The sequence below is a fragment of the Ensifer sp. ENS08 genome, assembly GCF_014852195.1.
GTDB classification, from domain to species: Bacteria; Pseudomonadota; Alphaproteobacteria; order Rhizobiales; family Rhizobiaceae; genus Ensifer; species Ensifer adhaerens.
Map to the genome: position 1 here is coordinate 403,440 of NZ_JACVBF010000002.1, position 12,419 is coordinate 415,858.

Annotated in this window: 16 protein-coding genes; 5 read left to right on the plus strand and 11 right to left on the minus strand. The window is 63.3% G+C overall.

From position 1 onward, the window contains the following. Positions 1-27 precede the first annotated feature (27 nt). Positions 28-372 (minus strand): antibiotic biosynthesis monooxygenase, encoded by a 345-nt coding sequence (locus tag IB272_RS07525; RefSeq protein WP_034793159.1) that lies wholly within the window; start codon positions 370-372, stop codon positions 28-30. A 125-nt stretch (positions 373-497) separates the two neighbouring features. Between IB272_RS07525 and IB272_RS07530 the strand changes: the two genes are divergently transcribed. Both IB272_RS07530 and IB272_RS07535 read left to right on the plus strand, forming a co-directional pair. Continuing rightward, positions 498-1,385, plus strand: coding sequence for a LysR family transcriptional regulator (locus IB272_RS07530; RefSeq protein ID WP_060583237.1), 888 nt, complete (start codon positions 498-500; stop codon positions 1,383-1,385). A 116-nt stretch (positions 1,386-1,501) separates the two neighbouring features. Beyond that, on the plus strand, positions 1,502-2,272 hold the full coding sequence (locus IB272_RS07535; RefSeq protein ID WP_060516188.1) for an adenylate/guanylate cyclase domain-containing protein: 771 nt from the start codon (positions 1,502-1,504) through the stop codon (positions 2,270-2,272). Between the two features lie 3 nt (positions 2,273-2,275). On the opposite strand, the gene IB272_RS07540 is transcribed toward IB272_RS07535, so the two are convergent. The 8 genes from IB272_RS07540 to IB272_RS34860 all read right to left on the minus strand — a co-directional run bounded on the left by IB272_RS07540 (position 2,276) and on the right by IB272_RS34860 (position 7,193). Next, complete coding sequence (locus tag IB272_RS07540; RefSeq protein WP_060516076.1) at positions 2,276-2,842, minus strand: hypothetical protein; 567 nt, start codon at positions 2,840-2,842, stop codon at positions 2,276-2,278. A gap of 219 nt (positions 2,843-3,061) precedes the next feature. Then, positions 3,062-3,397 (minus strand): hypothetical protein, encoded by a 336-nt coding sequence (locus IB272_RS07545; RefSeq protein WP_060516077.1) that lies wholly within the window; start codon positions 3,395-3,397, stop codon positions 3,062-3,064. Positions 3,398-3,475: 78 nt separating this feature from the next. Continuing rightward, positions 3,476-4,039: a hypothetical protein gene (locus IB272_RS07550; RefSeq protein WP_060516078.1), complete on the minus strand. Its 564-nt coding sequence runs from the start codon at positions 4,037-4,039 to the stop codon at positions 3,476-3,478. 104 nt (positions 4,040-4,143) lie between these two features. Next, positions 4,144-4,545 (minus strand): GFA family protein, encoded by a 402-nt coding sequence (locus tag IB272_RS07555; protein ID WP_192444263.1) that lies wholly within the window; start codon positions 4,543-4,545, stop codon positions 4,144-4,146. A gap of 72 nt (positions 4,546-4,617) precedes the next feature. Next, positions 4,618-5,127, minus strand: coding sequence for a GrpB family protein (locus tag IB272_RS07560; protein ID WP_192444264.1), 510 nt, complete (start codon positions 5,125-5,127; stop codon positions 4,618-4,620). Positions 5,128-5,238: 111 nt separating this feature from the next. Beyond that, complete coding sequence (locus IB272_RS07565; RefSeq protein WP_060516081.1) at positions 5,239-5,679, minus strand: GNAT family N-acetyltransferase; 441 nt, start codon at positions 5,677-5,679, stop codon at positions 5,239-5,241. A gap of 429 nt (positions 5,680-6,108) precedes the next feature. After that, positions 6,109-6,804 carry an RES family NAD+ phosphorylase gene (locus IB272_RS07570; protein WP_060603575.1) on the minus strand — a complete coding sequence of 232 codons (696 nt, stop codon included), beginning with the start codon at positions 6,802-6,804 and terminating at the stop codon, positions 6,109-6,111. Further along, positions 6,801-7,193 carry an antitoxin Xre-like helix-turn-helix domain-containing protein gene (locus IB272_RS34860; RefSeq protein WP_034793180.1) on the minus strand — a complete coding sequence of 131 codons (393 nt, stop codon included), beginning with the start codon at positions 7,191-7,193 and terminating at the stop codon, positions 6,801-6,803. Before IB272_RS34860 ends, IB272_RS07570 begins: the two co-directional genes overlap by 4 nt. A gap of 504 nt (positions 7,194-7,697) precedes the next feature. Here IB272_RS34860 and IB272_RS07580 point away from each other — a divergent pair. Further along, a complete protein-coding gene (locus tag IB272_RS07580; protein ID WP_192444265.1) occupies positions 7,698-8,321 on the plus strand; it encodes a hypothetical protein in 624 nt (207 codons plus the stop codon). A 98-nt stretch (positions 8,322-8,419) separates the two neighbouring features. On the opposite strand, the gene IB272_RS07585 is transcribed toward IB272_RS07580, so the two are convergent. Continuing rightward, positions 8,420-9,469, minus strand: coding sequence for an aldo/keto reductase (locus IB272_RS07585; protein WP_192444362.1), 1,050 nt, complete (start codon positions 9,467-9,469; stop codon positions 8,420-8,422). Positions 9,470-9,707: 238 nt separating this feature from the next. On the opposite strand from IB272_RS07585, the gene IB272_RS07590 reads away from it, so the two are divergent. Beyond that, positions 9,708-10,685, plus strand: a complete 978-nt coding sequence (locus IB272_RS07590) for a transporter (RefSeq protein WP_112975886.1) — start codon at positions 9,708-9,710, stop codon at positions 10,683-10,685. Between the two features lie 475 nt (positions 10,686-11,160). Beyond that, positions 11,161-11,406 (plus strand): hypothetical protein, encoded by a 246-nt coding sequence (locus IB272_RS07595; protein WP_192444266.1) that lies wholly within the window; start codon positions 11,161-11,163, stop codon positions 11,404-11,406. Positions 11,407-11,488: 82 nt separating this feature from the next. On the opposite strand, the gene IB272_RS07600 is transcribed toward IB272_RS07595, so the two are convergent. Then, positions 11,489-12,169: a glutathione S-transferase family protein gene (locus IB272_RS07600; protein WP_192444267.1), complete on the minus strand. Its 681-nt coding sequence runs from the start codon at positions 12,167-12,169 to the stop codon at positions 11,489-11,491. Positions 12,170-12,419: the final 250 nt, after the last annotated feature.

The following is a 12,419-nucleotide window of genomic DNA, read 5'->3' on the forward strand; positions in this document are numbered from 1 at the left end:
CGCAGGGCGTGGCGATCAGGCGGCGGCTCAGCGCTTAGGCAGCACGAGATCGCCGACCGTATAGATGTGAAACTCGCTGCGGGAGACTTCGTCCAGCTTGCGGAACTTCTCCGCGAACACCGGATCGGAGAAGAACTCATCGACATTTCCGGTGCCCTGGATCGCCTCGACATTGACGACGGTCTCGCCGTCGGTGCTCTTCGACAGCGTGCTCCACAGAAAACCTTCCTTCCGTTCGGCAACGTAGTGCACGACGTCCTGGATGACGGCGAAGGCTTCTTCCTGCTTGCCGGGATGGGCGTGGATGACGTTGACGACGAAGGTCGTCGGAACGGGGGACGCCGAGAAAGTGGGGGTAGGGATCGTTGTCATGCTTCTCTCCATTTAAACGCCGCGGCGTATCGACCGCGACGGCATCTGGATATCGGGAGAGAAATAGCGGATAAACGAGCGCGTATTCTCATCACTTCGGAAAAACATTCCGTAATCGGTGCGCGATGGACAAGCTCGGAACGCTCAGCATTTTCATTCAGGTGGCAGAGGCGGGCAGCTTCGTGGCCGCCGGGCATCGCCTAGGGCTTTCAGGTTCGGCCGTCGGCAAGGCGATCGCGCGGCTCGAAGACGAGATGGGCGTGCGCCTCTTCAACCGGTCGACGAGAAGCATGGCGCTGACCGAGGACGGCAGCTTCTTTCTCGACACCTGCCGCCGCATCCAGTCCGAATTCGAAACGGCCCAGGCGCAACTGTCACGCTCGCATGCGACGCCGCGCGGGCAATTGCGCGTCAGCCTGCCGCTCGCCGGCATGCTGCTGATGCCGACCATATCGGACTTCATGCGCGCCTATCCGCTGATCAATCTTGATCTCGATTTCACCGATCGGCTGGTCGATGTGATCGAGGAGGGCTTCGATGCGGTCATCCGCACCGGCGACGTGAAGGATACACGCCTGATGAGCCGCAAGCTCGGGACGTTCCGGCACCGGATCGTCGCTTCGCCGGAATATCTCGCGGCTCATGGGCGGCCGGAGGTGCCGGAGGACCTGCTTGGGCACCGCTGCCTTCATCACCGCTACGCCAATTCCGGCCGCCTTGAACCCTGGCCGCTCGTTCGTGACGGGCGTGAGGTGAAGCTGGACCTGCCTGTGACCACGGTGGCGAGTACGCTCGACCCCTTGATCTTTCTTGCGGAGCGCTCCTTCGGCATCACCTGCCTGCCGCCCTTTGCCGTGTCGCCTGAACTGGCGGAAGGCAAGCTGGTCTCGCTGCTGGAAGATTACCTTCGCGAAACCGGCACGTTCCGCGTGCTTTGGCCGACCAATCGCTATCTTTCGCCAAAGGTGCGTGCCTTCGTCGATTTCATGGCGGAGAACCTGTTTGCCGCGTGACGGCCGGGCGGCACGGAACGTTCCCCCGGCGTCGATCCAGCCGTTGCTAAAGTGCTGCAAATGTCCGAAGCTTCGCTGACGCCATCGGGTCATGCGAGCCGGAGCAGATGCGCACCATGACAGACGCCTCTTCCATTCAGCCTGCCGCCAGCCATGACGCCCGCATCTGCCGGGGATGCTGGGACCAGATGCATGTGCCGATCCCGATCCGCGGGCCCTTGGCGCTGCCGTTCCGCGCCTTCGGTATTACCCGCAGCAAGATGAACCCGAATATCTGTACGATCTGCGAGCGCTCCTTCCGTTACGTGAAGAAGCAGAGTCACGTTGCGGCAAGCGCCACAATCCTGTTTGCCGACATCCGCGGATTCACGCATCTTTCGGAGCGGATCGAGCGGGTGCGCTTGAGCCAGATCGTCAGCCTGTTCCAGGATCGCTGCGCCCAGGCGATCTGGGCGCATGACGGCATCGTCAACAAGCAGATGGGCGACGGGCTGATGGCGATCTTCAACTTTCCGATCATCCGGAAAGACCATGCGCAAGCGGCGATCATGGCAGCACGCGATATCCAGCGTCTCTGCGCCGATGCACTCGGCCGCCTCGACCTCGACGACCTCGGCGAACGGCCGCTCGGCGTGGGCGTCGGCATTCATTCGGGCGAGGTCGAGATCGGCGAGTTCTCGACATTCCGCAGCGATTTCACCGCGATCGGCGGCACGGTCAACTTGGCCTCGAGGCTCGAATCCCAGGCCGAGGCGGGGGAGATTATCGTCTCGACCGAAACGGCGGGCCAGGCCGGGGAGCTGGCGTCAGGAGCGGCGACGCGGCTGCTGACGCTAAAGGGCATCGATCAGCCGGTCGCGGCGCGGGTCATCGCAAAGCAGAGCTGAGGCTCATTTGATCTTCCTGACGTCGCTGGCGATGAGGCCCCATTTCCAGCCGCGTCCGCTGATCGCCACCCGATCACGGGGCCAAAGACTATCTCGAAGTTCGGACGAGTACCCGCAGAGCTGATCTGCCTGAAACGGCGGCTCGATGAGTTCGATGGAGTTCCAGCATTTTTTGGAACGGGCCATCGAGGCGACGGTGTAGATGCGCTCGACGTGGTTGCCCGCGACCAATGCGCCGGCCATCGGAACGCCCATCGTTACGATGATGTACCCCATCGCGAAGCCGAGGAACGGCACTATGGCGACAAACAAGGCTGTCTTTGGATCGGCGTAGGCATAATTCATGGAGTCCGGGCTGGTCGCGACCGCCAACAGGATCAGCGCGGAGCCACAGGCGCCGCCGATCAGAGCGGCTGTCCGGGTCAACTCCATCCATTCAGGTGAGGGGATATAGAGGTATCCGACAAACGCGCCAAGCATAGGGAGTGCAAAGAGCAAGAAGCAGGTTACGACGACATAACGCAGAAGCTTGGTGAAGAGTGGCTCTTTCGCAGGCTCAGGTGCGTCCATGGGGTGTTCCGGATATGGGGCAGGTCGGTGGGCGGCAACCGTGCGATTGCGGACCAAGACGTCCCTCACCATCCGGCAACTCAAGACATAAGCTGTTTTCGATTGTGCATCAATATCGTCGCAACGTTCGGTTATTGTCGATCCGGGAAAGCGCGACCGAGCGAGGCAGGGCGAACTGCCCGCCGGGCGCGATGTGGCTTCCGTCCACGGATCGCCTACCTACATCGCACCTTCGTCGGTCAACGACATCACCTCGGCGACCTTGCCGCGGGAGACGAGGCAGCGCCACTTGGCGCGCTCGGGGCCGACGCCGATGATGACTTGCGTGTTGGCCTGCGACATCTCTGAGCTCAGCGTCGCAATGTCGGGGTTGTTGGTCTGCTTGACGACGGCCTGTTCGCAGGCGCGCTCGTCGGTCGGGTTTCCGCCGCGAAGCGCCGCTGCGGTCGCCTCCGATGTCGAGGGACGTGGAGGCGACGACGAGGATGACTGGGAGCAGGCCGACAGGCTGAGGAGAGCGAGAAGTGACGCGGTCGCGTAAGTCAAATGTCGCATGGACGTTCTCTCTCCATCTGGCGGCGGCGTGCGGATCAACGCCTGATTGCTTCAATTTTTCATGAAGGCGGCCGAGGCTCAATCGATCCGTCTGACACTGCCCGCAAACACGCCCCATCGCCAGCCCCGCCCCGTGATTGAAACGCGCGAGCCAGGGCCGAGCGGGCCTGCCAATTCCTTAGCAAGACCACAGAACCTGTTAGCCAGCACGGGGAGTTCGGCGACCGTGATACTGCTCGAGCATCTGAAGTCCGATTCACTCGACTTGACTGTGAAGGTGTGTTCGATACCGCTGCCGATGGCGAGAGCAACGAGCATCGGTCCGCCGAGCACCACGACCCTGTACCCGAGCCAGAAGCCAATAAATGGCGCGGCAAAAGTGAGCAAAACTGTCTTTGCACCCAGGCGCTGAAAGCGACCCGCAGCCCCCAGCGTGATCAACCATAAGAAATAGACTGCCGCGAGAATGCCGATCACGATAGCCGCCGACCCGCTCCAGTCAATCCAACTGGCTGTGGGGACGTAGGGATGTCCGAACAGTTCCGGCAAGACCGGCGAGACAGCAACGCCGACAAAGGAGAGGAAGAGGCAGCCCGACATTTTGGAACCCCGTGACGGCTTCGCTTGCTCGAGCATATTCATCTACTTTCTTGGAACCGATCTACTTTGATTGCAGCCGTTGTGCAGGCTGGAGCCGCCAGACTGTTTCTTGCCTTGGGGTTGCCATCTCGTGGTGGTGCGAGCTCCTACGCCCAAAGGTCGCGCACGCAGCGGCTGTCGGATGGTAGGTCTTCGAAGGTGACCAGGCCATCGAAATGGTCGATGGGAAGGTTTGCGACCCGGTCCAGCGCGGCCAGTCTGACATTGACGGCGATGCGCCGGCGGCCTCGTGCGTCGAGGTTGAGGCTGCGCCAGGCGACGACGCCGGCGCAGGTCGGGCAGAAGAGGATTTCGAGCGTCGGGTCCTTCTCGTCGGCGCGGGTATAGGCGGTGAGTTCGCCGCTGACTGCGATGCGCTCGCCTTCGTAGTCATAGGCCCAAAGCGTGCCGTAGCGGTGGCAGAGCGTGCAGTTGCAGGCGGTGATCGGGCCGGGGTCGCCTTTGAGCGTCCACTTCGCATTGCCGCAGTGACATGAGCCGTCAAGCATGAGCCGCTCCCGCTATTGTACCGAGGCGGCATAGTGCCCCGATGGCGGGATGTCCGCAATCGGGGCCGGATATCAATCTCGCTCGCGCTTGTGCGCCAAGACAGCGTCGATGAAGGGAGCCTTCGAGGCGAGGTACTCGCCGATGCCACGCTGGTTCGTGGCTTCGAGGTGCAGCTTCAGCGCCTGATAGCGGGCGCTGAGGTCCGGATCCTGCCGCAGAAGATCGCGAAACCGCAGCATTCTTGCAATCTGCCAATGTCCTGACCGGCACACATGGACCTTGTGGGTTCGAACGCCATTGACGTCGCGCCGATAGAAGTGGTGGTCCTGCGAAAGGTCCGTGCCGCGAACATATCCAAGCGATTTCATACGCTCCGTCACATCGCCCACGTCGCGATGCTCGGACACCTCGACCAGAAGGTCGATTTCCGGCTTCGCGGCGAGACCGGGGACGGCGGTGCTGCCGACATGGTGGATCGTGACGAGCGCATTTGCGAATACGCTGCGGATGCGCTGCTGCTCGGAGAGAAACAGATCGGGCCATCGCGGATCATAGACTGAAATCTGGCTGGTCAGCGGCACGGCGGCTTGCTCCGGGTTCTTGACGGTGGTGTCATGGTAGCACCCGGAACGAATTCATGGACCTTCCCCCGCCTGGACGGAGGAGGTTGTTTGGTCGGATCGTGCCACCGCCTAGTTGCGGTCGAGCCGCATGACCTTTTCATCGCCGAGGACCATGCCGGTCTCGCGGAAACCAAAGCGGTGGTAGAGGGCGTGGGCGCGGGTGTTTTCCGGGTAGACGCCGAGATAGATGTCGCCGCATTCAGGGATCTTGGCCATGTGGTCCAGGAGGGCTGCGAGCGCCTTGGCGCCATAGCCCTTGCCCTGGTGGCGGGCATCGATCATCAGTCGGTAGATCCAGTGGTTGCCGTCATCGGGGTCGAGCGCATACATGGCGAAACCCACCGGCGCGCCTTCGGCCATCACGGCAAAACCGACGCATTCGGGGCGTTCGCCGAGTTCTTCGAGAGATTCGTCGTTGCTGGCGATGAAATCCATCTGGTTTTCGTGAACGTCGAGCCTTCGGATGACATCGGCATCGACGGTATCGACGGGCAGGAGTGTAATCGTCATGCGGTCCTCGTGGTCACGCTGTGGCCTGGGCGGCAGTCTCTGTCTAATCCCGTCTGCGGTCACCTTCTCCCCGCGGGGCGAGCGGGGAGAAGGGACCTTGCAGCGCTCTCGGCGTCCACATCCTGCGCCTGGGCGCGAGCGGTTCCCTCTGCGGGGCGGGCAGGGGAACCGAAGGGTAGGCGGAGCCGGGCCGCTGCCGTTCCCTTTCCCGATCAGCGGGCGAGGGAGTTGGGGGCAAGGAACCGGAGGGACGGGGACACGCGTCCAGCCTGGCAAAGCGTCAATAACAATCTGATTTATACGTTTTCAGTTTCTGCCGTACCGGCCGGGCCGCTCGAGGCGCCGAAATCCGGAAAGCGAGCCCTTCTCCAACGGGCGCATTACCGCAACATTGCGATGGCAAGAAAGAAACGCCTTTGCGCCAGCCGCTCAGGTTTCTTCGATGATGCGTGGCTCTGCTTTGCCCGTCCATTCAAAGGTGATGGTGTGGCCCTGGCGGACGTTCTGGATGACCGAGGGGCGGAAGACGGCGAGGCACGTGCCCTCGGGATCACGGGCCGACGGATAGATCAGGCCGTTGCCGCCTTCGGCAAGAATGGTGGCGGCGAGCGCCTGGCCGGCGGGGTAGGCCACGGCGGTGTCGGGGGAGAGATAGGCGGCGTCCACTTCGCCGCGCACGTCATGGAAGCGGCAGGTGAAGCCGGCGATCAGTTCGCGGTAGCGACCGATGTCATGAAAGCTGCCGGCCTCGCGAAGCGCCCGGGTGCGGTGATAGACGATCTCCGCCTGGCAGGTCTGGAGTGCGCGCGGGCCGAAGGCACAATACCAGGCGCCGCGCTCCTCGCCGTTGAAGCGGTTGCCTGGAGGCCGGGCATGGCAGAAGGCGGCATTGATCAGCGACCAGCCGTAGCCGAAGGTCTCGTTCAGGAGTTCGGCAGGATCGACGCCGATGGGCAGAGCGAGCGGGCTCAGCCGCGCCGAGGTCATCGCCTCCAGCCGGTTGAGGATCTCGATCTCGTCGTCATCGTCGGCGAGCGGCTTGACCGCGGGCTCGTCGATATAGGCGGTCGAGATCAGCCGGACGGTTGCCGGCTCGTTGAAGTCGATTTCCGGCAGCGCGATCATAGGCCGCCGCGCAACCCGTCGAGATAGCGCCTGACCTTCATCATCACGGGAATGCCGCCCTCGATCATCAGGTCGACCGGCGAGCGGCCGGAAAACAGCGGGCCGGTGTTGACCGCCTTCGGCCATTGATAGGTAAGCGGCCCGTTGAAGAACAGCCGCAGGCCCTTGAAGATGCCGACGATCAGGCTCGCGCGCATGCGCTTGTCCTGGTCGAGCCTGCCTTTGAAGTCGCCGGCCTTCATGCGGTTCCAGGTGGCGATCGGCACGTCGAAGAGCTGGGCCGCCTCCCTATTGGTGAGGTTCCAGAGGTCGCAGGCTTTCACCACCGCCTTTACGATCACAGCTTCTTCCTGCCGGGCGGGTGCGAAAGCCGGTTGCGCCAGCGCCATGAATGTCTCCTATGCGGTGACTGAGTGTATCATATGATATGAAATGGCGATGTTGGGCGGAAAGTCAAGGGTTAGCCGGCTGATGCCTGTTTGCACTGCCGAGCGAACGCGCCCGGCTCTGCCCCTCACCCTAACGCTCTGCCCGCCACGCGGGGAGAGGGGACATGGACGACGGGGCACCGTCACTCGGCGGCTGATCTCACAAACCCAAGGTAGGCCAGGTTTCTGTGGGGGGAGCGGGTGACCACGTCTCCTTCTCGCTGTCGTGACGGGGAGAAGGTCCCGGCAGGGGGTGAGGGGCAGCGCTTTTGCTGCAAAGGGGCCATCCTCACCCCGGTCGGGGCTCTTGCCGCTTGGATCGCCCTTCACCTGACGTGGCGCAGAGGTCGCCGCGCGTTGCGTCGCCACCCGTTGAGAGGGCGCGGTCTCCATCACGGCAATTCGATTTTACTCGGTTGGCGGCGGCCGATAGGCTTTTCGGCACAGTTGATGGGAGAGAGAGCCATGAAGCGCGCATTAGCAGCAATCGCATTCGCCTTGGCCTGTTCCGGCGCGGCCTATGCGCAGGACACCAGCATGAGTTTCTTCGTCACCAGCGTGAACCCCGGAAAGGGCGGCGATCTGGGCGGCCTCACCGGGGCGGACGCCTATTGCGATACGCTCGCCAAAGCCGCGGGAGCGACGGGCAAGACCTGGAAGGCCTATCTGTCGACGGATGGGGAGAACGCCAAGGACCGGATCGGCGCGGGCCCCTGGTACAACGCCAAGGGCGAGAAGATCGCCGATGACGTCGCATCGCTCCACAGCGACAAGAACAACCTGACGAAGCAGACGGCGCTCAATGAAAAGGGCGAGGTGATCAACGGGCGCGGCGATACGCCCAACCGCCACGACATTCTGACGGGCTCGAAAGCCGATGGCACGGCGGCACCGGACACCTGCGGCAACTGGACGATGGGCGGCGCCGACGGCGCGGCGATCGTCGGCCACAGCGACCGCACGGGATTGAACGATTCCGCGGAGGCCAAATCCTGGAACTCTTCGCACGCAACGCGGGGCGGCTGCACCGTCGAGGCCTTCAAGGGCACCGGCGGCGAGGGGCTGTTCTATTGCTTCGCTGCGCAATAGGGCGCTTTCAGCTTATCGTAACGCGCAAGGGACACGCCTTGGTTTCATCCTGACGGCCCGGACACTCGGCCCGGGTCGCAGGTCCGTTCTCACGTGCGTCAGACATGCGGCCCGAGCAACGACAGGTCGGCCTCGCCGAGCCTGTCCCTGGCGGTCCAGAGCTGGTGCCAGTAGGGGTAGATCACCGGCGGCAGGCTGACGGCGTCGAGCAGTTCGCGCTCCTCGTCGGAGAGCTTCAGATTTGCGGCGGCGAGGTTGTCTGAGAACTGCGCCTCGGTCCGCCCGCCGATGATGACGGACGTGACGCCCTTGCGGCCGATCAGCCAGGCGAGCGCAACTTGCGCCGGCGACACGCCGCGCTCGGCGGCGATGGCAACGAGCATGTCGACGATCTTCCAGAGCCGCTCCTCGTCGCGGATCGGCGGCTCCTTCCAGCCGGCGAACTGGCGGGTGCCTTCCGGTGTCTCGTTTCGCCGGTGCTTGCCGGAGAGAAGTCCGCCGGCAAGCGGGCTCCAGACGAGCACGCCGAGCCCCTGGTCGATGGCGATCGGCATCAGCTCGTATTCAGCCTCGCGGGCCTCGAGCGTGTAGTGGATTTGCTGGCTGATGAAGCGCTGGCGGCCTTCAAGCGCGCTGACGCCGAGCGCCTTCATGATGTGCCAGCCGGAATAGTTGGAGCAGCCGATATAGCGGACCTTGCCGCTGCGAACGAGGCTGTCGAGCGCCTCCATCGTTTCTTCGAGCGGTGTTAGGCCGTCCCATTCATGCACCTGGTAGAGATCGATGACGTCGGTGTTCAGTCGCTTCAGGCTCGCCTCGCAGGCGGCAATCAGGTGCTGGCGCGAGAGCCCGCCGTCGTTCGGCCCCGGCCCCATCGAAAAGCGCGCCTTGGTGGCGACGAGCACACCGCCTTTGCGCTGACCGCCGAGGACCTCGCCGATGATCTCCTCGCAATGGCCGGTCGAATAGATGTCGGCCGTGTCGATCAGGTTGACGCCGGCATCGAGGCAGAGGTCGACATAGCGGCGCGCCTCCTTCAGCCCGACATTGCCGACCTCGGCGAACTTGCCGCGGCCGCCGATCGTCATTGTGCCCATGGTGATGACAGAGATTTTCAGGCCGGAACGGCCGAGCAGCCGGTATTCCATGGTCTCTGGTCCTTTGCTGGTGGGGAACGGGAACGCAAGCTTCACCGGATGAAAGCCGAAGGCGACAGCGGCGGTCAAGTGGCGCTCAAAGAGGCCGCGTCCGCGGCGCGGGCCCAGTGTGCAGGCCTGCAACACTCTGCAATCGGATGTTGCGGTGGTTGCAGCTCCGGTTTCTTAGGGCTGGCTTGAACACGGCAAAATGTTATCGTTTCGTCGAGAGATTAAGGGGAATCACTGGATGAGCGTTGTAAAGCGTCTGCTGTCCACATCGGCGATCGCTGCCGGTCTGGGTTGCATTGTTGCGCCTTTGACGGCGAATGCGGCCGAAAACGGTGCCGGCTTCTATCTGCTCGGCGCACGTGGCCCGATGGCCGGCCTTTTGGCGCCGCCCGGAACCTACTTCCAGAACGACACCTACTTCTATGTGGGCGAGCTCAAGGGCAACAAGCAGCTTCCGCTCGGTGGCGAGATCGTCGGCGAGGTCGATGCGACGCTGATCGGCATCTTCGGCACCGGCCTCTGGGTGATGCCCGAAGAAGTGCTCGGCGGCAATCTCGGCTTCACCGCGATCGTGCCCTTCGGGGGGCCGGATATCGACGCTACGCTTTCGGCGCCAAGGGCCGGTCGCTCGGCCTCGGTCAGCGATTCTGTCTTCACTATCGGCGACCCCGTGTTGGGCGCGGTTCTCGGCTGGCACGAGGGCGATTTCCACTGGACGGCGAACGCCTCGGTCAACGTGCCGATCGGCGACTACCAGAAGGGGCAACTCGCCAATCTCTCGTTCAACCGCTGGGCTGGCGACTTCACGCTCGCCGGCACTTGGTTCAATCCGGAAACGGGCTTCGACATCTCGGGCGCCGCGGGCTTCACCTTCAACGGCGAGAACCCGGCGACGGACTACCGCACGGGTACGGAATTCCACGCGGAATGGGCCGTTACCAAGCACTTCGGCCAGGAGTTCTCCGCCGGCGTTGCAGGCTACTTCTACCAGCAGGTGACCGGCGACAGTGGCGCCGGCGCAAGGCTCGGCCCGTTCAAGGGCCGTATTGCCGCGATCGGCGGCACCATGGGCTACAATTTCAAGATGGCCGAGACGCCGGTATCGCTGACGCTCAAGGTCTTCCAGGAATTTGGCGCCAAGAACCGGCCAGAAGGCACGGCCGGTTTCGTCACCATCGCTTTCCCGATCGGCACGCCGCCGGCCCAGGTGAAATAGGCTTGAGCCAAGCCTCGCATGCCCCGCCGGCGCCGTTTTCGACCGGCGGAGGCATGGATGACGCGTGACCTTCGTGCCGGTCTGGAAACGACCGATCGCGGCAGGGTTCGCGTGCGGCGACGTTGCTTTATCTCCCGATCGGCGCATACTGCCGCCTTCGCTGGGCAGGATGCGGCTCCGGCGGCTGTAAGATCGTTCGCGTTTTCGTCCCGATACAGGCGGTCGCGGAATGTCTCGGACGGCCAGGCCACAGGCGCTTCTCCTGCACGCAAGGGACCGGATCGATCAGGCCTTCGCCGAGATCGGGTGTCCGTGCAACGGCGATTGGGCGGAAGCAAGTGCCACGCGTCACTTCCGTCGCAGCCGGCGGGCATTCGTAAGAGCGTCCGCCCTGAAAGGCACAATTGGTTTCGACCCGCGGTTGGCGGCGTACGCGGATAGCGGCGCGCCGGCCCTTGGCAGCCAGGAGGTTTCAATGCAGGAGTTTGCACGCGAACCGGACGGCCCGATCGGCCCCGACGATCTTGATATGCTGCAACGCACCTTCGACCGGGTCTGCATCTGGTGCGACATCCCGCGCTACGGCAAACGTGCCGACCGGCTGGCCCGCCACATCACGGGCCAGTTCCGCAGGGGCATTGCCGACGAGCGCGTGCTGTTCGAAAACGCCATGTGGCTGGAGCAGCAGGGTGGTTCAACGCGGCATCGCGCCGAAAATTGACGCCGGCGGCGCCTAAAGCACATCGCGATTTTCAGATTGAGTTGTCTATCGCAAACCGCTGCGCCCTTTTGCGCGACATTCTCTAGATCTCGAAGAACCGCTCCGGCATCAGGTTCCGGTAGGGGAACATATGGAAATACGGACGCGCCTCGGCGAGCACCCGGCGGACGGACGCGCGTTCGAGCAGCCGTTCGAAATAGACCGCAAGATGCGGATGGGTCTCATCGAAGGGCTCGACGATGCCGCCATAAAAGAGAGCCGGGGTGGCGGCGCAATCGGCAAGGCTGAAGGTATCGCCCGCGGCAAATTCATGCGTGGCGAAGTGCGCGTCGGCCATGCCATAGGCCAAGCCAAGCGCGGCGCGGGCGTCGGCAACGCCGCGGTGGTCGCTTTCACCTGGCGCCCGCAGCGTGTCAGTGACGATCTTCTGCATCGGCACGTGGATGTAGTTGTCGAAGAAGCGATCCCAGAGCCGGGCTTTCAGAGCCATATCGGGGTCATCGGGGATCAGCCGCTGGCGTCCCGGATAATGGCGGTCGAGATATTCGATGATGATCGACGTCTCTGGCATCACCACGTCGCGAGCGCTGTCCGTCAAGACCGGCATCTTGCCGACCGGCCACAGCGCCGCGAAGCGGGCCGCTTCTTCCGGGTCGAGCAGGTCGACCAGGCTGCTTTTGAACGGGGTCTCGTTTTCGTAAAGCGCGATGAGCACCTTGTGGCAGAAGGAAGCGAGTGGATGCTGGTAAAGCGTGAGGGACATGCGCGTATTCTCCAGTGCGGAAGGGACGCTTGCGGATCGGTCGTCAGGTCTTTACGTGCCCGTTTATCGCAAAACCGGTCCTGTTTCGCAATCGGTTTTCGGGGTTCAGGGCCAAAAGATCGGGGCCCGTGGCGCAGAACGGCGGCAGCCGCGCCGGACACGCGCCGATTTTTTGGGGACGCCATGCTGATCGATTCCAAGCGGTTAGCGCCGGAAAAGGACGCGCACGCGTAAAGACTTGCCGCCATCG